This window comes from Rugamonas fusca, assembly GCF_014042365.1.
Taxonomy (GTDB): domain Bacteria; phylum Pseudomonadota; class Gammaproteobacteria; order Burkholderiales; family Burkholderiaceae_D; genus Rugamonas; species Rugamonas fusca.
Window position 1 is genome coordinate 181,167 of record NZ_JACEZS010000010.1, and the last position, 19,159, is coordinate 200,325.

Annotated in this window: 19 protein-coding genes; 11 read left to right on the plus strand and 8 right to left on the minus strand. The window is 65.0% G+C overall.

Annotation, left to right across the window (positions count from 1 at the left end; genetic code table 11):
* Positions 1-22 precede the first annotated feature (22 nt).
* Positions 23-1,723, minus strand: coding sequence for a methyl-accepting chemotaxis protein (locus tag H3H36_RS13595; protein ID WP_182218396.1), 1,701 nt, complete (start codon positions 1,721-1,723; stop codon positions 23-25).
* A 199-nt stretch (positions 1,724-1,922) separates the two neighbouring features.
* Positions 1,923-2,501: a transglutaminase-like domain-containing protein gene (locus tag H3H36_RS13600; RefSeq protein ID WP_182218398.1), complete on the minus strand. Its 579-nt coding sequence runs from the start codon at positions 2,499-2,501 to the stop codon at positions 1,923-1,925.
* A 131-nt stretch (positions 2,502-2,632) separates the two neighbouring features.
* Between H3H36_RS13600 and H3H36_RS13605 the strand changes: the two genes are divergently transcribed.
* The 5 genes from H3H36_RS13605 to H3H36_RS13625 all read left to right on the plus strand — a co-directional run bounded on the left by H3H36_RS13605 (position 2,633) and on the right by H3H36_RS13625 (position 9,119).
* Complete coding sequence (locus tag H3H36_RS13605; protein WP_182218400.1) at positions 2,633-3,376, plus strand: TetR/AcrR family transcriptional regulator; 744 nt, start codon at positions 2,633-2,635, stop codon at positions 3,374-3,376.
* A 96-nt stretch (positions 3,377-3,472) separates the two neighbouring features.
* Positions 3,473-3,844: a c-type cytochrome gene (locus H3H36_RS13610; RefSeq protein WP_182218403.1), complete on the plus strand. Its 372-nt coding sequence runs from the start codon at positions 3,473-3,475 to the stop codon at positions 3,842-3,844.
* A complete protein-coding gene (locus H3H36_RS13615) occupies positions 3,841-5,250 on the plus strand; it encodes a D-arabinono-1,4-lactone oxidase (protein ID WP_182218405.1) in 1,410 nt (469 codons plus the stop codon). The genes H3H36_RS13610 and H3H36_RS13615 overlap by 4 nt, the downstream gene beginning before the upstream one ends.
* Position 5,251: 1 nt before the next feature.
* Positions 5,252-6,523, plus strand: coding sequence for an alanine racemase (locus H3H36_RS13620; RefSeq protein WP_182218407.1), 1,272 nt, complete (start codon positions 5,252-5,254; stop codon positions 6,521-6,523).
* A gap of 88 nt (positions 6,524-6,611) precedes the next feature.
* The gene (locus H3H36_RS13625) at positions 6,612-9,119 is read left to right on the plus strand and encodes a TonB-dependent receptor (RefSeq protein WP_182218409.1); all 2,508 of its coding nucleotides are present in this window, start codon (positions 6,612-6,614) and stop codon (positions 9,117-9,119) included.
* An 86-nt stretch (positions 9,120-9,205) separates the two neighbouring features.
* Here H3H36_RS13625 and H3H36_RS13630 read toward each other — a convergent pair whose 3' ends face one another.
* From H3H36_RS13630 to H3H36_RS13640, 3 genes are all read right to left on the minus strand, one after another.
* Positions 9,206-9,439, minus strand: a complete 234-nt coding sequence (locus H3H36_RS13630) for a toxin-antitoxin system HicB family antitoxin (RefSeq protein WP_182218412.1) — start codon at positions 9,437-9,439, stop codon at positions 9,206-9,208.
* Positions 9,436-9,690: a type II toxin-antitoxin system HicA family toxin gene (locus H3H36_RS27345; RefSeq protein WP_182218414.1), complete on the minus strand. Its 255-nt coding sequence runs from the start codon at positions 9,688-9,690 to the stop codon at positions 9,436-9,438. Before H3H36_RS27345 ends, H3H36_RS13630 begins: the two co-directional genes overlap by 4 nt.
* A gap of 118 nt (positions 9,691-9,808) precedes the next feature.
* Positions 9,809-11,797 carry an SDR family oxidoreductase gene (locus H3H36_RS13640; protein ID WP_182218417.1) on the minus strand — a complete coding sequence of 663 codons (1,989 nt, stop codon included), beginning with the start codon at positions 11,795-11,797 and terminating at the stop codon, positions 9,809-9,811.
* A 196-nt stretch (positions 11,798-11,993) separates the two neighbouring features.
* On the opposite strand from H3H36_RS13640, the gene H3H36_RS13645 reads away from it, so the two are divergent.
* The 5 genes from H3H36_RS13645 to H3H36_RS13665 all read left to right on the plus strand — a co-directional run bounded on the left by H3H36_RS13645 (position 11,994) and on the right by H3H36_RS13665 (position 16,375).
* Positions 11,994-12,758 (plus strand): phasin family protein, encoded by a 765-nt coding sequence (locus H3H36_RS13645; RefSeq protein ID WP_182218419.1) that lies wholly within the window; start codon positions 11,994-11,996, stop codon positions 12,756-12,758.
* Positions 12,759-13,016: 258 nt separating this feature from the next.
* Positions 13,017-14,294, plus strand: coding sequence for a patatin-like phospholipase family protein (locus H3H36_RS13650; protein ID WP_182218421.1), 1,278 nt, complete (start codon positions 13,017-13,019; stop codon positions 14,292-14,294).
* A 52-nt stretch (positions 14,295-14,346) separates the two neighbouring features.
* Positions 14,347-15,012 carry a TetR/AcrR family transcriptional regulator gene (locus H3H36_RS13655; protein ID WP_182218424.1) on the plus strand — a complete coding sequence of 222 codons (666 nt, stop codon included), beginning with the start codon at positions 14,347-14,349 and terminating at the stop codon, positions 15,010-15,012.
* A 28-nt stretch (positions 15,013-15,040) separates the two neighbouring features.
* Positions 15,041-15,814 carry a hypothetical protein gene (locus H3H36_RS13660; RefSeq protein WP_182218426.1) on the plus strand — a complete coding sequence of 258 codons (774 nt, stop codon included), beginning with the start codon at positions 15,041-15,043 and terminating at the stop codon, positions 15,812-15,814.
* A 6-nt stretch (positions 15,815-15,820) separates the two neighbouring features.
* The gene (locus tag H3H36_RS13665) at positions 15,821-16,375 is read left to right on the plus strand and encodes an LOG family protein (RefSeq protein ID WP_182218428.1); all 555 of its coding nucleotides are present in this window, start codon (positions 15,821-15,823) and stop codon (positions 16,373-16,375) included.
* Here the strand turns inward: H3H36_RS13665 and H3H36_RS13670 are convergent.
* A complete protein-coding gene (locus tag H3H36_RS13670; RefSeq protein WP_182218430.1) occupies positions 16,372-16,881 on the minus strand; it encodes a M48 family metallopeptidase in 510 nt (169 codons plus the stop codon). The genes H3H36_RS13665 and H3H36_RS13670 overlap by 4 nt on opposite strands.
* Positions 16,882-16,996: 115 nt before the next feature.
* Between H3H36_RS13670 and H3H36_RS13675 the strand changes: the two genes are divergently transcribed.
* On the plus strand, positions 16,997-17,854 hold the full coding sequence (locus H3H36_RS13675; RefSeq protein WP_182218432.1) for a GIY-YIG nuclease family protein: 858 nt from the start codon (positions 16,997-16,999) through the stop codon (positions 17,852-17,854).
* Here H3H36_RS13675 and cydX read toward each other — a convergent pair.
* Together cydX and cydB are read right to left on the minus strand one after the other, a co-directional pair.
* A complete protein-coding gene (cydX, locus tag H3H36_RS13680; RefSeq protein ID WP_182218434.1) occupies positions 17,851-18,000 on the minus strand; it encodes a cytochrome bd-I oxidase subunit CydX in 150 nt (49 codons plus the stop codon). The two genes, H3H36_RS13675 and cydX, sit on opposite strands and share 4 nt — an antisense overlap.
* Positions 18,001-18,012: 12 nt before the next feature.
* Positions 18,013-19,155, minus strand: a complete 1,143-nt coding sequence (gene cydB, locus H3H36_RS13685; protein WP_182218436.1) for a cytochrome d ubiquinol oxidase subunit II — start codon at positions 19,153-19,155, stop codon at positions 18,013-18,015.
* Positions 19,156-19,159 lie beyond the last annotated feature (4 nt).

Sequence of the window (19,159 nt, forward strand, 5' to 3'; positions counted from 1 at the left end):
ATCTCCAACGTGGCGCACAGGGTCAGAACTCTTCCCACTCGCTGGCAGCGGTGGCCTTGGCGGGCTGGCGCGCGGCCGCGCGCTGGGCGGCTGCCGGCGTTGGCGTTGGCGTGGCGACGAGTGCCGAGGTGGTGCCCGGCACGGCCGGTGCGGCGCGCCGTGGCGCGGCCGGCGCGCGCGCCGTGTCGATGGTGAACGCGCTCACCGCCTGCGCCAGGTCGCTGGCCTGGTCCTGCATGTTCTGCGAGGCGGCCGCTGTCTGCTCCACCAGCGCCGCGTTCTGCTGCGTGCCCTGGTCCATCTGCGCCACCGCCTCGTGCACCTGCGTGATGCCGGAATTCTGCTCTGCCGTGGCCGAGCTGATTTCGGCCACGATGTCCGACACTTGCCGCACGCTCGTCACCACGTGGCCCATGGTGGTGCCGGCCTGTTCCACCAGGCGGGTGCCGCTGTCGACTTTTTCCACGGAATCGTCGATCAGCACCTTGATCTCCTTGGCCGCCGCCGCCGAGCGCTGGGCCAGGCTGCGCACCTCGCCCGCCACCACGGCGAAGCCGCGGCCCTGCTCGCCGGCGCGGGCCGCTTCCACGGCCGCGTTCAGGGCCAGGATGTTGGTCTGGAAGGCGATGCCGTCGATCACGCTGATGATGTCGACGATCTTGCGCGACGATGCGTTGATCGAACCCATGGTCTGGATCACCTGGTCCACCACGCCGCCGCCATCGGCCGCCACCTGCGAGGCCGACTGGGCCAGCTGGTTGGCCTGGCGCGCGTTGTCGGCGTTCTGGCTGACGGTGGCGCGCAGCTGGTCCATGCACGAGGCCGTCTCCTCCAGCGCGGCCGCTTGCTGGGCCGTGCGCGAGGCCAGGTCGGCCGTGCCTTCGGCGATCTGCTGCGAGGCCAGCTGCACCGCGTCGGCCGAGTTGCGGGCCGTGCCCACCACGCCGGCGATCTGGCGCAGCAGGCGGTTGAAGGCCTGGGCCGTGTGGCCGATTTCATCCATGCGCGCGATTTCCACCTGGTGCGTCAAGTCCAGCGACTGGCTGACCTGTTCCAGCGTGCCGCGGATGTTGCCCAGGCTGGCGTGGATGATGCGGTACAGCTGCAGGGCCAGCACGGCCGTCACCAGCAGGCCGGCCAGCGTCACCGCCACCAGCAGGCGCACGGCCGAACTGTAGGCGGCGTCGCTGCTGTGGCGCACTTCCTCGATCAGTTGCTTGTTGAAAGCGATATGCTCGTCCAGTCCCTTCTTGACGCCGGCCGCCGACACGGCCAGCGGCGTGCCGGCCAGCAGCGTGGCGCGCACGCCATCCATGTCGCCGGCGTGCGAGGCGGCCAGGAACGGCACCAGCGCCTGGCGGTAGGCCGCCATGTTGGCCTTGTCCGCCTCCAGCAGCTTGCGGTCGGCGTCGTCGTAGATGTGCTCTTTCTCGTAGGTGGCGATCACCTCGTCGAACTTGGCGTGGGCCTCGTTGTAGGCCTTGTCGAGCGCCGACTTGTCGTCCAGGTTGGAGAACACGGACAGGCGGTAGCCGGCCAGGCGGCTGTCGGCCAGCGCGCCCTTGGCGCTGTTCAAGCCTTCGATGCTGGGGATCAGGCGGGCCTGGACCATGTCCAGCCGTTGCTGTGCGGCCGAGAGCTGCCACAGTCCATTGGCGCCTACAAAGATCAGGGCCAGCAGGGCCGCCGACAGAGTCAGGATAAGACGCTTGGAGATAGTCATGGGGAGGTGCTTTTCTTCAGGGTTAGGGAGGGTCGTGCGGGAACACCCGGTGGACGCTGCCAGGATGTTAAGTATTGCAGAACCACATTTGTTGGCGCAAGTTGAATTGTGGTGGCAGCGCCGGCAACGCAACGCCCGCGCACGGCGGGCAGTGGTGGTCCCCCATCCTGTCCTGGACGGGGCGTTGCTGGGAGGGGAATCAGGCGAGCAGGACAACGTCCGGCAGGTTGGCCAGCACCTGGTCGTAGGTGGTGTAGGTTTCCAGTGCGTCGATGACGACGGGCAGTGGTTCGGCCCAGATCTCCGGCAGATCGCGCTCCATGGGCGGGCGCACGGCGAACGCCAGCGCTTCCGTGGGCGGCGAGAACTGGGCGGCCACGCCGGGCTTGTTGCCGCGCGCATCGATGCGATACCAGCCGAACTGGGGCAGGTGGACCGCGTTCAAGCCGTGCAGGCAATACGGTGCGCCATCGGTGCCCACGGACAGGCGCTGGTAGCACAGCCCGGCCGGGATACCGTTGGCGCGCAGCAGGGCGGCCAGCAGGTGGCTCTTGGCGTAGCAATAGCCGGTGCCGTGGCGCAGCACGTCGGACGCCTTGCAGGTGACGGGGTTGAGCTTGTAGTCCGCGCTGTGCCGGATCTCGTCGCGCACGAACCCGAAGCAGTTGCGCGCCACCTCCAGCGCTGTCGCGGCGCCCTCGGCCAGCGCGGCGGCCCTGGCGGCCACGTCCGGATGGTCGAAATCGATGTAGGTGCTGGCGGTGAGATAGTTCTTCATGCGATGGAAAAGTTGGGGTCAGTGCCAACTATCATACAGGGGCTCGTGCAGGTTTGTTGGCACTGACCCCGGACTGGCATTTATACTGGCGGGCCTTGCTCCAACTGTCGCCACGCACCCGACCGACGATCATGACGAAAGCCGTTCCCGCTCCCCAGCCAGCCGTGTCCGCGCCCGCGGCGACAGCGAAGCCACCGCGTGCGCGCGCGGCGCGTGCGGGCGGCGCCTCCGACCGGGGCGAGCGCACGCGCGAGCAGATCCTGCGCGCCACGCTGGAAATCATTGCCGCCCATGGCCTGTCGGGCGTGAGCCATCGCGCCATCGCCGCCAGGGCCGAGGTGCGGCTGTCGCTCACCAGCTATCACTTCGGTTCGCTCGAGGACTTGCTGGAGGCGGCGTTCGATGCCTACCACGCCCACACGGAGCGGCGCCGCACGGAACTGGTGGCCACGGTCGACCAGCAGATGGGGCAGTTGCCCGCCAAGCTGACGCCGCAGGTGCTGACAGCCATCGCCGACACCATGGCCGATACGCTGGCCGCCTACATCCACGCTGGCGTACGCGCGCACCGCACGGACCTGGCCGTCGAGTGCAGTTTCCTGTTTGCGTGGAACCTGTCGCCCACCTTGCGCCAGAAAGTGGACCAGCACAGCAAGGGCTTGGTGCAACTGGCCGCCCGCGTGTTCGCCCAACTGGGCAGCCGCGCACCGGAAGTGGACAGCGCCGTGCTGCTGGCCACCATCCGCCAGCTTGAATTCACCCAGGTGTCCACGGGCGTGGTCAGCCCCGTGGCCGACATCAAGCTGCCGCTGTTCCGCCTGCTGCTGGGGCTGCTGCTGGCGCGCGGCGTCACGCCGCCCGGCGTGCCCGCCTGATTTTCGACTGAGTTAATTTGACAACAGTTTTGTTGACAGCGGTTTTAATCAATGTGAATATTGGACGACTGTCCAATTTTGATGTTGAGAGCACCGATGCGGAAACGAAAGTCAATCAAGGCGCTGGCTTGCGCCGCGGCGTCGCTGGCCTGCCTGCTGGGCCACGCGGACGCGGCGGGGCTGAGTGCGCGCCAGTCCCAGCTGCTGGCCAACAACTGCCTGCAATGCCACGCGCGCGCCGGTGTCGACGCGCCGCAGGCCGGCGATGCGCAAGCGTGGAAACCCTACGCGGCCAAGGGCGAGTCGGCCATGCTGGTCAACGCCGTGCAGGGCACGGGCGGCATGCCACCGCTGGGCTATTGCAGCGCCTGCACCGAGGATGACTTCCGCGCCCTGATCCGGTTCATGGCCAGGCTGGCGCCATCGGCCGCAGCCAGCGGCGGCAGCGCGCAGGGAGCGGCCAAATGAAGCGCCGTACCTTCCTGCAGGCGGCTGCTGCCGGTGCCGGTGTGGCGGCGACGGGTCTGCTGGCCGGTTGTGGCCGCAGCGAGGCCGTGCCGCAAAGTCCCGTCGACTTCGTGCCCGGCAAGGCCCTGCCGTGGATGAACTGGTCCGGCAACCAGAGCTGCACGCCGGCCTGGCGCGCGGCGCCGGCCAGCGAGTCTGAGCTGGTCGATGTGCTGGCCCGCGCCAAGGGCGTGGTGCGCGCCGTGGGCGCCAGCCATTCGTTCAGCGCCGTAGTGCCGACCGATGGCACGCTGGTGGCCACCGATTTGCTGAGCGGCCTGGTGTCGCACGACCCGGCCACGCTGCGCGCCGAAATCCTGGCCGGCACCCGCATGCATGCACTGGGGCCCATGCTGCACGGCGTGGGCCAGTCGGTGCCCAACATGCCGGACATGGATTACCCGGCCATGGGCGGCGCCATCGTCAATTCCGTGCACGGCACGGGCCAGCGCTTCGGTTCCATGTCCTCGTGCGTGACGGCGCTGACGCTGGCCACGCCGTCGGGCCAGTTGATCGACTGCTCGGCCGACCGCAACGCGGAAGTGTTCCATGCGGCGCGCACTTCGGTCGGCGCGCTCGGCATCATCTCCCGCATGACTTTGCAGAACGTGGCGCCGTTCCGGCTGGTCGAGACCACGCGCATCGAAACCACGGAAGACGTGCTGGCCGAAATCGCCAAGCGCTGCGCCATGCACCGCAATTTCGAGTTCATGCCGCTGCCCCATTCCTCGCTGTGCGTGACCATCGCCACCGACGAGGCGGGACCAGACGACAAGCCGGCCGGCGAGGACGACCCGCAGGCCGTCAAGTCGCTGCGCACGCTGTGGCAGGCCGTGGGCTGGATGCCGGGCATGGGCGAGGCGGCCTACGACCAGCTGCTCACCACCTTCATGGCGGGCGAGGGTTCCCAGGTGCGCGTGGGCCAGTCATACGACGTGTTCCCGCACGTGCGCGTGGTGCGCTTTCGCGAGATGGAGTACACGCTGCCGGCCGAGGCGGGGCCGGCCTGCGTGCGCGAGATCCTGCGCACCATCCGCGAGCGGCGCCTGCCGATCGCGTTCCCGCTCGAATACCGCTACGTGAAGGGGGACGACATCTGGCTCTCGATGTTCGAAGGCCGCGACGGTTGCTCTATCTCCGTGCACCAGTACGGCGACACCGACCACCGCGCCTACTTCGCCGAGATCGAGCCGATTTTCTGGAGGTACGGCGGCCGCCCGCACTGGGGCAAGATCCACACGCTGGATGCGGCGCGGCTGGCGGCGCTCTATCCGCGCCACTGGAAGGACTTCCACGAAGTGCGGCGCAGCCTCGATCCGCAGGGCCGCATGCTCAACCCCCACCTGAAACACATCTTCGGAGCCTGACATGGTCACACGCCGCACCTTCCTGGCGGCCGGTGGCGCCGCCGCCGTCGCCGCCGCCGCCATCGCCCGGCCGCACGACGAAGGCGGGCCGTATCCGGCCTATTTCGCCGCCATGAACCGCACGCTGCGCACCCAGCGCATCGACCGCCCCGTGCTGGTGATCGACATGGACCGGCTGGACCGCAACATCGCCCGCGTGCGCCAGTCGGCCGCCGTGGCGCCGGCCAAGACCTACCGCATCGTCGTCAAGTCCATCCCCAGTCCGGGGCTGATCGACTACGTGGCCAAGGCGGCCGGCACCAACGCCTTCATGGTGTTCCACCGGCCGTTCCTGAACGCGATGGCGGCCCTGCGGCCGGACGCCGATATCCTGCTCGGCAAGCCGATGCCGGTAGACGCCGTGCGCCATTTCTACGCCGACCTGCAGGGCGCGTTCAAGCCCGAACGCCAGCTGCAATGGCTGATCGACACCAACGCGCGGCTGGCCCAGTACCAGCAACTGGCGCATGAACTGGGCGTCAAGATGCGCATCAATTTCGAGCTGGACGTGGGCCTGCACCGGGGCGGCTTCGACGACCATGGCGCGATGGCGCAGGCGCTGGCCACCATCGCGGCCGATCCGCAGCACCTCGAGTTCGCCGGCTTCATGGGTTACGACGCGCATTTGATGGGGCTTCCCGATTTTCTGGCCAAGCGCGAATTTCCCAAGGTGCGGGCGCGCTACCAGGGCTTTATCGACCTGCTCAAGGCCAGCCAGCCGGCCATGGCGGCCAGGCCCTTGTGCCTGAACGGCGCGGGCAGTCCCACCTTCCGTCTCTACGAAGGCGATGCGCTGCTGAACGACATTTCGGCCGGCACCTGCCTGATGAAGCCCAGTCATTACGACTTGCCGACATTGGCCGAATTCGAACCGTCGGCCTTCATCGCCACGCCCGTGCTCAAGCGGCTGGCGCACACACGGCTGCCGTCGCTCGAATGGACGGCGCCATTGCTGGAAGGGTGGAATCCGAACATGGCGCAGACCTATTTCATCTACAGCGGCAACTGGCTGGCCGAGCCTGAGGCGCCGCCGGGGCTGCATCCACTTTTCGCCTACGTGAGCTCCAACCAGCAGGGCTTGAACGGTTCGGCCAGGGTGCCGCTGGAAGTGGACGATTTCGTGTTCCTGCGTCCGCTCCAGAGCGAGGCCGTGCTGCTGCAGTTCGGCGACCTGCTGGCGCTGCGCGGCGACAAGGTAGCCGCGCGCTGGCCGGTGTTGACGGCGGCGCTGTAACGACAACCGGGACTTGGCAGCCAATTAGCAGCCGCCAGCGACCAAGAGCGGCGAACACGAAAACAATGACAACAAAGGAGACCAGTGTATGCAGATTCGAGACCCTTGGGCAGCCGCCCGTTCCCCATCCTCCGCCGCGCGCGCACGTCCGCTGGCGCTGGCCATCTGGCGCGCGCTGCTGGGCGGCGCGTTCGCCGCCGGCGCCTTGCTGGAGCCGGCGGTGGCGGCGGTGGCGGCTGACGCGCAGCCAGTCGCGCAGGCAGGGCAGGGCGAGGACGCCGCCATCGGCATCGTCACCATCACGGCGCAAAGCCGTACCCAGGCCGCGCAGGCCGTGCCGATCGCCATGCAGCTGATCAGCGCCGACCAGATCGGCAAGCTGGCCGCGCCCAATCTGTCGGCCATGAATGGCTACATCCCCGGCCTGGCCGTCGATGCCGAACAACCGACCCAGCCCAAGTACGCAATGCGCGGCATCGGCACCAGCGACTTTGGCATCGGCACCGATTCGCCGGTGGGCGTGTACGTGGATGGCGTCTACACGGGCAAGACGGGCGGCGCGCTGATGAACTTCAACGATACGCAGCGGGTCGAAGTGCTGAAAGGGCCACAGGGTACGCTGTTCGGCCGTAACAGCGCGGGCGGCGCCATTTCCGTCATCACGCGCGAACCGTCGCAGGAGCGCGCGGGCGAGGTGCATCTGCGCGCGGGCAACCACGGCCTCGCCTACATGGATGGCCTGCTCAACGTGCCGCTGAACGAGTCGATGGCGCTGCGCGTGACTGTGGTGGACCAGTACAGCAAGGGCTGGCTGCGCGACGCGGCCACGGGCGAACACCTGAACGGCAACAGCGACTGGGGCACGCGCGCCACGCTGCGCTGGAACGCGCCGGAGCAGACCAAGGTGCTGCTGTCGTGGGAACATGAGAAGCTGGACCAGAAGGCGCGCCCCGCCATCGGCCTGGTGGCTTTGCCGGCGGCGCCCGGCGTGCCGACTGTGCCCGTCAATCCGCAAGCGTACCTGGACCCGCGCACGGCGCCCGTCTACAACGACGCCATCGGCAACGCGGAGGCGCGCGATTTCGATGGGGTGACCCTGCGGGTCGAGCGCCCGTTCGGCTGGGGGACCTTCAACTCGACCACGGCCTACCGTCACTTCAAGTCGCGCAACCTGGAGGACAGCGACGGCACCAACCGCATCAACACCCACCTCGACACCATCAACTATGAGAGCAACGGCAGCTGGCAGCAGGAGTTCAAGCTGTCCGGCAAAACGGCGCTGGTGGACTGGGTGGGCGGCGCCAGCTTCTTCTACGAGAACGCGCACCAGACCAGTCAGATCGACATGAACACGGATACGCTCGACACGGTGTTCAACAACCTGGCCGGCATGCCCGTCTACACGCTGCTGGATGGCGCGGCGCAGCAGTTCGGCATCCCGGCCAAGTTCTTCGGCAACAGCTGGCAGGAGAGCATGATTAACCGCGGCCAGTCCAAGGCGTATGCGCTGTTCGCCGACACCATCTGGCACGTCGCGCCGAAAACGAATCTGACGGCCGGTGTGCGGTTGACACACGACGACAAGCGCTTCTCGTGGTATAGCCCGAACCGCGCCGCGCCGGGGCTGGACGCCACACTGGCGGCCTTGAATGCGCAGGGCTTCTTCCCTGGCCTGGTGCAGGCCGGCGCGCTGACGCCGGATCAACTGCAACAGGTGATGGGCGCGCTGACGCAGAACATCGAGTTCAATAATCCGTCGGCGGCCACGGCGGCCGTCAGCGCCCACAAGGGCTGGACCGACGTCAGCCCGCGCGTCGTGCTGGACTACAAGCTGACCCCGGCCGTGATGGTGTATGGCTCCGTCACCAAGGGTTATCAGGCTGGCGGCTTCAACGCGCTGGCCGTGGCGGGCAAGTACGAGCCGGAGACGATCTGGAATTACGAGGCGGGCGTCAAGAGCTATTTTCGCGAGCAGCATCTGCTGGTCAATGCCTCGCTGTTCCACTACAAGTTCTCCAATTTGCAGTCGCTCAGCCTGATCGGCAATACGGGATCGGCCATCCCCAGCTACCAGGTCAGCAGCAGCAATCAGGTGGCCACGGGCCTGGATGCGGAAGCGCGCTGGCAGGCCACGCGCGACTTGCGGCTCACGTTCTCGTCCGAGTACATCAACCAGAAGTACCAGCATTTCGTCACCGGCGACGGGGTGGACCTGAGCGACCAGCCGGTGGGCGCGCCATTGTGGTCGGCCGCTGCCGGTGTCGATTACACGTGGCGAAATGCGTTCGGCGGGACGGTCAACCTGAGCGCGCAGCACGCCTACACGGGCGCCACGCGCTGCAACGCTGACGCGCTGCAAGGGGCCTGCCTGCGCACGCCCGCGTTCACGGTGGGCGCGGCGCGCCAGCATAGCGACCTGCGCTTGGGCTGGGAGGCGGACAGCGGCAACTGGGGCGTGGCGCTGTTCGTCAACAATGTGTTCGACAAGCGCTATGTGAACCGCATCGACAACACCTCGGCCGGCATCATGGGCACGCCGTTTGCGACGGTGTCGGAGCCGCGCCGGATCGGGGTGGAGTTGCGGGCTAGTCTGTAAGGATGATAGAGGGGGGGACCTGCACAGGCCGTGCGGGCTCCTGTCGAAGGGACTCGCGCCAGCCGGGAGCGAGACCGTCGGCCCTATTACGGTAACGCGAGCTTGCTTCTGGCAGGTACTTCGGGCATACCACCCAATGCCTGGCAAGCGACGATATAGTCGTCTACGATTTGGTGAAAGTTCGCTTCGAATTCGACCATGTTTTCAGCGTGGAACATGATGATGTCATCTACATCGTCAACACGGCCGACGATAACCTTGTCTTCGGGATCGAGGGTTAAGCTCGCGGTATAACCGCGGTAAGTCATTGTGTTGCTCATGATTTGATACCCATGCGTGTAAGCAGTTCGCGGATTGCGAGGACGCGATAACGCAGTGCCTCTTTGCCGGGATGAGGTCGATGGAACGTTGCCCGCCGTCCTTGCCATTCAAACGTCACTGAGGAACCAGGCCCCTCAACGACGCGACAATCAAGCGCGCTCAACAGGGACTCTATGCGTGCCCATTCGATGTTGCCGTTGACTGGATCAGCGAAAATGGCCGCCAGTGTCTTACGGTGCTTGCTGTTCACTTGCCGATGATAGCACGGTGTATCTCGCGCCCTTGCGGCCTTGATCAATATCGCGCGCAGACAAAAAAACGCCGGCCCATCGCTGGTGCCGGCGTCATCAGGCTGAGCCCGTGTCAGCTTAGAAGTGCACCCCGCGCAGCAGCTGCTGCATGGCGATCTGCTCGGACGACAGTTGCGGTGCCTTCTTGCCGTCGCCGCCCTTGGCTGCGTCGGAGTCGGGGAACATGCGGAAGGTCGTGTTGAGCACGATCTGCGCCACGCGCGGCATCAGCGCGTGCAGCACCTGGCCGAAGATGCCGACCCGGGTGGCGATGCGCACCGGCTTGTAGACGATGGCCTGGCCGATCATGTCGGCCGCTTCCTCCGGCGACAGCGTCGGCACGTTCTGGTAGATCTTGGTCGGCGCGATCATCGGCGTGCGTACCAGCGGCATGTTGATGGTGGTGAACTTGATGCCCACGTCCGACAGCTCGGACGAGGCGCAGCGGGTCCACGCTTCCAGCGCCGCCTTGGAGGCCACGTAGGCCGAGAAGCGCGGGGCGTTGGTCAGCGTGCCAATCGAGGAGATGTTGATGATGTGGCCGCGCTTGTTGGCGATCATCGACGGCAGCAAGCCCATGGTCAGGCGCAGGCAGCCGAAGTAGTTGAGCTGCATGGTGCGTTCGAAGTCGTGGAAGCGGTCGAAGCTCGATTCGATGGCGCGCCGGATGGAGCGGCCGGCGTTGTTGACCAGTACGTCCACGCCGCCGTGGTTTTCGAGCAGCACCTGCACGAAGCGGTCGCAATCGGCCATGTCGGCCACGTCGGCCTGATAGGTGATCAGCTGATGGCCGCGCGCTTCCACTTCGGCCTTGGCTTCGGCCAGCTTGTCCAGGTCGCGCCCGCAAATGATGGTGATGGCGCCCGCTTCGGCCAGCTTGTGGGCGGCGGCCAGGCCGATGCCCGACGAGCCGCCCGTCACCAGTACCACCTTGCCGGCCACCTGGCCGCGCAGGGTGTGGTCGATCTTCAGGGCCGGGTCCAGGTTGCGCTCCCAGTAATCCCAGATCTTGGCCGCGTAGCTGTCCAGCGGCGGGCAACTGATGCCGCTGCCCTTGAGCGCGGCGGCTGCGTCGCGGTTGTCGAAGCGGGTGGGGTAGTTGACGAAACGCATCAAATCGTCCGGCAAGCCCAGGTCCTTCATGATGGCATCGCGCACGCGGCGCACCGGCGTCAGCGCGAACACGCCCTTGCGGATCGATTTGGGGATGAAGCCGAACAGGGCGGCGTTGATGCGCAGGCTCATGGTGGGCGCGTGGGCCGCGCGGCACAGGGTGTTGAGCACTTCGCCCACGCGCATCGGGTCGGGGTCGGTCAGGTGGAAAGCACGGCCGTCCAGCTTGGGCAGGTGGGAGATGTGGTCCATCGCGTTGACCACGTAGTCGACCGGGACGATGTTGATGCGGCCGCCTTCGATGCCGATGGTGGGCATCCAGGGGGGCAGCAGCTGGCGGATGCGCTGGATCAGCTTGAAGAAGTAGTAGGGGCCGTCGATCTTGTCCATCTCGCCCGTCCTGGAGTCGCCCACCACCATGCCGGGGCGGTACACGCGCCACGGGGTCTTGCATTCCTGGCGCACGATTTTTTCCGATTCGTGCTTGGAAGCAAAATACGGGTGGTCCAGGCCTTCCGCCTCGTCGAACATGTCTTCGCGGAAGATGCCTTCGAACATGCCGGCGGCCGCGATCGAGCTGACGTGGTGGAAGGTGCCGGCCTGGATCGCGTTGGCGAACTCGACCGTGTTGCGGGTGCCGCCGATGTTGGTGGCCAGTTCCTCCTCGGGATCGGCCGCCATGTCGTAGATCGCTGCCAGATGATAGAAATGATCGATTTTTTTCGTCAGGTTCTTGATTTCATCCTTGGAAACGCCCAGCTTCGGTTTGCGCAGATCACCATATACTGGAATGACACGGGTCTTGGTGGTGCCCCAATATTCGAGCAGGGCGGGCAGCTTGTCGCGGCTGCTTTCGCGCATCAGGATATGCACGACACTGCCTTTGCGCGCCAGCAGCTTCTTGACCAACCGTTTGCCGATGAATCCAGTTGCCCCTGTAACAAAATACTGCATTCGACTTCTCCTTTTGTGTTTTTGGTAATCCGCTGACGCATCATTACAGGCCCGCTTATGATTGGCAAGTGCCGTGTTTTAAGGGCGAGACACATTAGAACGGCAGCTCTATCGCATTAGAATCACGTCTCTAGTTTTGCTGTCTAAAATGAAATTATGTAAATCCGAATCAATGAAAAACAAACAGGAGCGCACCATGGTAAAGAAACTGAAGACTCTGGCAAAAGACGACGACAAACAACTGGCTAACGCCGTGCGTAATTCGGCTCAGCAAATCTGGCAAGCCGGCCTGGGCGCTTTCGCCAAGGCCCAGGAAGAAGGTGGCCGTGTGTTCGCCAAGCTGGTCAAGGAAGGTACCGAGCTGCAAAAGCGTACCCGCAGCCTGGCCGAAGAAAAAGTATCGGACGTGCGCGACACCGTCAGCGGCCTGGCCGATGGCATGGGCAAGCAAGCGGCCGGTTCGTGGGACAAGCTGGAGCAAGTGTTCGAAGAGCGCGTGGCCCGCGCCCTGAGCTCGATCGGTGTGCCCACCAGCAAGGACGTGCAAACCCTGAGCAAGCGCGTGGAACACCTGAGCAAGGCCGTTGAACAGCTGACCGGCAAGAAGCTGCCAGCCGCCAAGGCCGAGCCGAAAGCGGCCGCTGCCAAGAAGCCTGCTGCGAAAGCTGCGCCAGCCGCCAAGGCCGCCGCTAAGCCAGCTGCCAAGACTGCCGCCAAGGCCGCACCGAAAGCCGCCGCCAAGCCTGCCGCCAAAGCCGCCGCCAAGCCTGCAGCGAAAGCCGCGGCCAAGCCAGCGGCCAAGGCCAAGCCAGCCGCCAAGGCCAAACCCGCCGCCAAGCCAGCCGCCAAGGCCGCCATCAGCTTTCCGACCGTCGCTTCCGTGAAAGCGGCCGCCGAAGCCAAGAAGCCCGTGGTCGCCGCAGTGAACGCCACCGCCACGACGGAAACGCCAGCAGCCTGAGCCAGCGGACACGGCGCCGATTCCCCTCGGTCCTCACCCCGGCCTGTGCACGGGCCGGGTCCGGGGGGAACACTTGCGTAGCAGATAAATCGGGGACGGACCCCAATTAACCGGGTTGCATCCCCGATTAATTGGGGTACGTCCCCAATTAATTGATGAAGCACTCTTTTTTTTGCACAGTATCGTCCTCACTCTTGTGGCATGGAAACACCCCACGAGTAAGTATCGCCGGTAACACCTGAAGAAATGTAGTACGCCATGCCCAAGATTGCCGCAACACCCCGCAAGTCCCCCCGCCGCGCTGGCGCCGCCGCGCCGCGCCGGGCGTCCCGCGCAGCGCCACCCAAGCCCCGCATCGGCCTGGCACTGGCCGGCGGCGGACCACTGGCCGCCGTGTATGAAATCGGCGCGCTGGCCGCGCTGGAGGAGGCGGTGGAAGGGCTGGACCTGAATGACGCGAAAATCTATGTGGGCGTGAGCGCGGGCGGCATCATCGCCGCCGGCCTGGCCAATGGCGTCACGCCGCACCAGATGTGCCGGCTGTTCATCGAGAGCGATGTGGACGCTGTCGATGGCGCCATCCTGTTCAAGCCGGAAACATTGTTGCGCCCGGCACTGAAGGAATTCGGCAAGCGCATGAGCGCGGCGCCGGGGCTGTTCGCGAGCGCGCTGTTCCATTACGTGAGCCGGCGCGGCACGCTGGCCGCCTCGTTCGAGCGCCTGAAGGAATTGCTGCCGGCCGGCTTCTTCTCGGGCGATGCGATCGGCGACTTCCTGGCCGCCACGTTTTCCCAGGCCGGCCGCAGCAACGACTTCCGCAAGCTGCGCCGCAAGCTCGTCATCGTGGCCACCGATCTGGACACGGGCAAGGCCGTCCGTTTCGGCACGCCGGGTTGGGATAGCATGCCCATCTCCGTGGCCGTGCAGGCCAGCTCGGCTGTACCCGGCCTGTTCCCGCCGGTGGAGGTCGATGGCCACCATTTCGTCGATGGCGCGCTGCGCAAGACCATGCACGCCTCGATCGCGCTGGAGGAGGGCGTGGACCTGTTGCTGTGCGTGAATCCTATCGTGCCGTACAACGCCCGCTTCCAGGAGGGCGCGCGCAAGCTGGCCAATGGCGGCTTGCTCGATGTGCTGTCGCAAACCTTGCGCTCCATCCTGCATTCGCGCCTGGAAACGGGCCTGGCCAGCTACCAGATCAGCCATCCCGAGGTCGATATCGTGCTGTTCCAGCCCAGCGAGGACGATGCGGAACTGTTTTTCACCAACATTTTCAGCTACAACAACCGGCGCCGCATGTGCGAGCAGGCCTACCAGAATACGCGCCTGATGCTGTGGGAGCAGCGCGACACGCTGGGCCCCAAGCTGGCGCGCCACGGTATGCGCCTCAAATTGTCCGTGCTCAGCGACACCAGCCTGTCCCTGGTGAGCCAGAAGCCGGCCCGCAAGGCCACCACGCGGCTGGACAATGTGCTCAACGACCTCGAACGGTATTTAAAAGTAGCCCATGGCCATTCAACGCACGGCAGTTTCTAAAGTAGCAGCTTCGGTGTTATGCTTGCAGGAGAATAAAGAGAGATCGCCTGCTATGCTACAAAAAGCTCCCCGCCGCACCCGAGAACGCATCCTGGAATTATCCCTGCGCTTATTTAACGAATTTGGCGAGCCGAATATCACGACCACCGTGATAGCCGAGGAGATGAATATCTCGCCGGGTAATCTGTACTACCACTTCCGCAACAAGGACGACATCGTCAATTCGATCTTTTCGCAGTTTGAGGCGGAAATCGAACGCATCCTGACCGTGCCCGATGGCCGCCGCTCCAATATCGAGGACGTGTGGCTGTATTTGCACCTGATGTTTGAATTGATCTGGCGTTACCGTTTCTTTTACCGCGACCTGAACGACTTGTTGTCGCGCAACCGCAAGCTGGAACTGCATTTCAAGCAAATCCTGGCGCACAAGATCAAGGTCGCCAAGCAGCTGTGCGAAGACTTGCGCACCGAACAGTCGATGGAGGCCAGCGACGTGGCCATCGACGCCATGGCCACCAACATGGTGGTGGTGGCGACCTATTGGCTGTCGTATGAATACGTGCGCAACCCACGCAAATACACGGAACAGCAATCGATGGCGGACGCGCTGGCGCGCGGCTGCTACCAGGTGCTGTCGCAGATCGGCCCTTACCTGCGCGGTGAAACCAGCGTGCTGTTCCAGAAGTTGTCTGAAGAATATTTGAAGAAGCTGAAATAAAAAATCGAAATAACTCTCGGAGAAAACTATGGCATGGAGTAAATTCCCGCATCCTGACGATGCTTATGTGTACACGGCCGCCAGCCTGAAGAAGAACTGGGCCCGTCTGCACGTGGGCGATGCGGAACCGTTCCCCAAGGACGCGCGCCTGGTCGAGGCGTGGATCGCCTTCCATGCGGGCGATTTCGAGCGCGCCACCAAGATCGGGCTGGACGTCGGTGTGGACGGCTACTCCGTGGCGCACAAGGCCACCTGCATGTACGCCACCTACCTGGAAAAGAGCGAGAAGAAAAAGATCGCGACCTTCGAGGAAGTGGCCGAGCGCTGCGAGCGCCAGCAGCAGGAGCAGCCCGACAACGCGAACGGCTACTACTGGCATGCCTACGCGCTGGGCCGCTATGCCCAGGGCATCTCCGTGGTCAAGGCGCTGGCCCAGGGCGTGGGCGCCAAGGTCAAGCACAGCCTGGACATGACGCTCAAGCTGGCCCCCAAGCATGCGGACGCCCATATCGCGCTGGGCACCTACCACAGCGAGATCATCGACAAGGTGGGCGCCATGATCGGCGGCCTGACCTACGGCGTGAAGAAGGAAGAGGGCTTCAAGCACTTCAAGAAGGCGCTGGAACTCAATCCCGACTCGGCCATTGCCCGCATCGAGTATGCTAACGCCTTGGTCATGCTCGACGGCAAAAAGAAAATGGACGAGGCCGTCGGTCTGTACGAGGCTGCGGCCGCTTGCGAACCACGCGATGCGATGGAGCGGCTGGACGTGGAACTGGCGAAAGAGGAACTTGAGGATTAATCGGCTGTGACAAAATCGATCTGCGTGTACTGCGGCGCCAACCCCGGCGCCAGCCCCCGTTATGCGGACGCGGCCCGCGCGCTGGGGCGCGCGCTGGTCGAGGACAATATCGCGCTGATCTACGGCGGCGGCAATGTGGGCCTGATGGGCATCATCGCCGACGAAGTGCTGCGCCTGGGCGGTGATGTGACGGGCGTGATCCCGACCGCGCTGATGGAGCGCGAAGTGGGCCACATGGGCCTGACGCGCCAGTTCATCGTCAAGGACATGCATGAACGCAAGGCCATGATGGCCAAGCTGGCCGACGGCTTCATCGCCATGCCCGGCGGCATGGGCACGCTGGAGGAATTGTTCGAGATGCTGACGTGGTCGCAGCTGGGCATTCATGCCAAGCCGGTCGGCCTGCTCAACGTGGACGGTTTCTACGACAGCCTGATGGGCTTCATCAACCATGCCAGCGGCGAAGGCTTCATCCGCCCGCAGCACGCGGCCCTGATGATGGTGGAGTCTGATCCGCAAGCGCTGGTGCAACGCCTGCGTTCACGCCACGCCGCCGCTTAACTCCAGAGTCGCTGGCCGGCCGTATCGAGCTGGGTCAGGTACAGCCGCAGGTCGAACTCGTACTGGTGGTAGTTCGGTTCCATGTAGGTGCACAGTTTGTAGAACGCCTTGTCGTGCTGCTTTTCCTTCACGTGCGCCAGTTCATGGACGGCGATCATGCGCAGGAATTCCAGCGGCACTTCCTTGAACACGGTGGCCACCCGGATCTCATGCTTGGCCTTGAGCTTGCCACCTTGCACGCGCGAGATCGCCGTGTGCAAGCCCAGCGCGTGGTTGATCACGTGGATCTTGCTGTCGAATTCCACCTTGTTGATCGGCTCGGCGTTGCGCAAGTGCTCAGTTTTCAATTCCTGCACGTAGTGGTAGAGCGCCTTGTCGGTGCGGATGTCGTGCGCCTTCGGGTAGCGCTTGAGCAGCACTTCGCCCAGGCGGTTTTGCGCGATCAGCTGCGACACCTGGTGCTGGGTCTGTTCGGAATAGGCGCTGAGGTACTTGAGGGCGGACATGATGGAAAGGCAAGAGCGGGCCGGGCAGGGGAGGCGGAAATATACCACAGCCGCTCAAAACGCCGTATGATGAGGCCGTGTCTTCGCCGCTGTGCTCGTCCCGCTCTTTCCTCCCATGCGTACCCACGTCAATTCCCTGGGCTTGCTGATCCACGGCGATCCCGTCATTCCTTTTGTTTATCCCGATCACATCGACCGCACCAGCCTGGATGCCTTGCCATCCCAGCCCGGCATCTACATTTTTCGCGATGACGATGGCGAGGCGCTGTACGTGGGCAAGAGCGTCAACATCCGCCAGCGCGTGCTCAGCCACTTGCGCACGGCCGAGGAAGGCAAGCTGCTGCAGTGCAGCCGCCGCGTGGATTTCGAGTGCACTGGCGGGGAGATCGGCGCGCTGTTGCGCGAGTCGCAATTGATCAAGCAGTTGCAACCGCCATTCAATCAGAAACTGCGTGGCTTGCGCGAGATGTGCGCGCTGCGCATGGCCGGCAACCTGCCGGAAGTGGTGTTTTCCAGCGCGGTGGACTTCGCCCGTACGCCCGGCTTGTATGGCCTGTTCGGCACGCGGGCCGCTGCGATGGAGGCGTTGCGCGACGTGGCTGACCGCGCCGGCCTGTGCTGCGCCACGCTGGGCCTGGAAAAAGTGGCGCGTGGCCGGCCGTGCTTCGCCCGGCAACTGCGCCGCTGCGCCGGGGTGTGCGTGGGCGCCGAGAGTGCCGAGGCACACGGCGCGCGCGTGCGGGCGGCGCTGGAACCCTTGCATATCGCGCCATGGCCATTCGCGGGCGCCATTGGCATCGTCGAGCAAGCGCATGGCGTGCGGCAGGTGCACGTGGTGGACCACTGGTGCTACCTGGGGCCGCGCGGCAAGGGACGGCGGCGCAGCAAGGCCACGCCGCACTTCGATTGCGATGTCTACCACATCCTCGCCAGGCCGCTGTCGCAAGGCAGCCTGACGCTGGCGTTGCCCTAGGACTGTTCCCGCGCGCGCTCGAAGCTGGCGCGGGTGGTGTCCTCGTCGCGATGGCCGAAGGCGTAGTGGGCTTCGAGCCACATGACGTTGATGATGGCGGCCGACAGTGCCAGCCCCAGGCCCAGTATCCAGGTGAAATACCACATGATGTTGTCCTTTCAGTATGCCGTGTGTTCGTTGTCGCGGATCTGTTCCAGCGTGACCTTGCCGCGCATTACGCGGTAGACCCAGCCCGTATAGCTGAGCACGATGGGCAGCATGATCACCACCACCCAGAACATCACGGCCAGGCTCTTGTGGCTGGCCACGGCGTCCCAGGCCGTCAGGCTGCTGCCCGGCGCCAGCGATGACGGCAGCACGAACGGGAACATGGCCGCGCCCGCCGTGAGGACGATGGCCGCCACCGTCAGGCCGCTGGCCAGGAAGGCCGCCACCGTGCGGCGCAGCAGGCTCAGTACGATGACCAGCACCGCGCCGGCGAACGCGGCGACGGGGAAGGCGCGCGTGAGCGGCCAGCGGGCATAGTTGTCCAGCCACGCGCCCGTGGCCCGCGTCACCGTCTTGGCGACGGGCATGAAGGCCGTATTCGCATCGGGCATGGCCGTGATGCGGTAGCCTTCGATGCCGTAGGCCACCCACAGGCCGCCGGCCGCGAACAGCGCCATCGTCACGACGGCAGCGACCATGGCCAGTGCACGGGCGCGATGCGCGATGGCGCCGTCCGTCTTTTGCTGCAGGAAGGTGGCGCCATGCATGGCCAGCATGGCCACGCTGAGCAGGCCCGCCAGCAGGCCGAAGGGATTGAGCAGCTGGAAGAAGTTGCCCGTGTATTCCATGCGCATGGTGCTGTCGTACTGGAACGGCACGCCTTGCAGCAGGTTGCCGAAGGCCACGCCGAAGATCAGCGGCGGCACGATGCCGCCCGCGAACAGGCCCCAGTCCCAGGCGTTGCGCCAGCGCGGGTCGGCCAGCTTGCTGCGGTAGTCGAAACCGACCGGACGGAAGAACAGCGCGAACAGGCACAGCATGAGCGCGATGTAGAAGCCGGAGAAGGCGGCCGCGTACACCAGCGGCCAGGCCGCGAACACGGCGCCGCCGGCCGTGATGAACCAGGTCTGGTTGCCTTCCCACGTGGGGCCGATGGTGTTGATGATGACGCGCCGTTCGCCGTCATTGCGGCCCAGGAAGGGCAGCGCCATGCCGACGCCGAAGTCGAAGCCGTCTGTCAGCGCGAAGCCCAGCAGCAGCACGCCGACGAAGCACCACCAGATGATCTTGTAGGTTTGATAGTCGAATAACATGGTC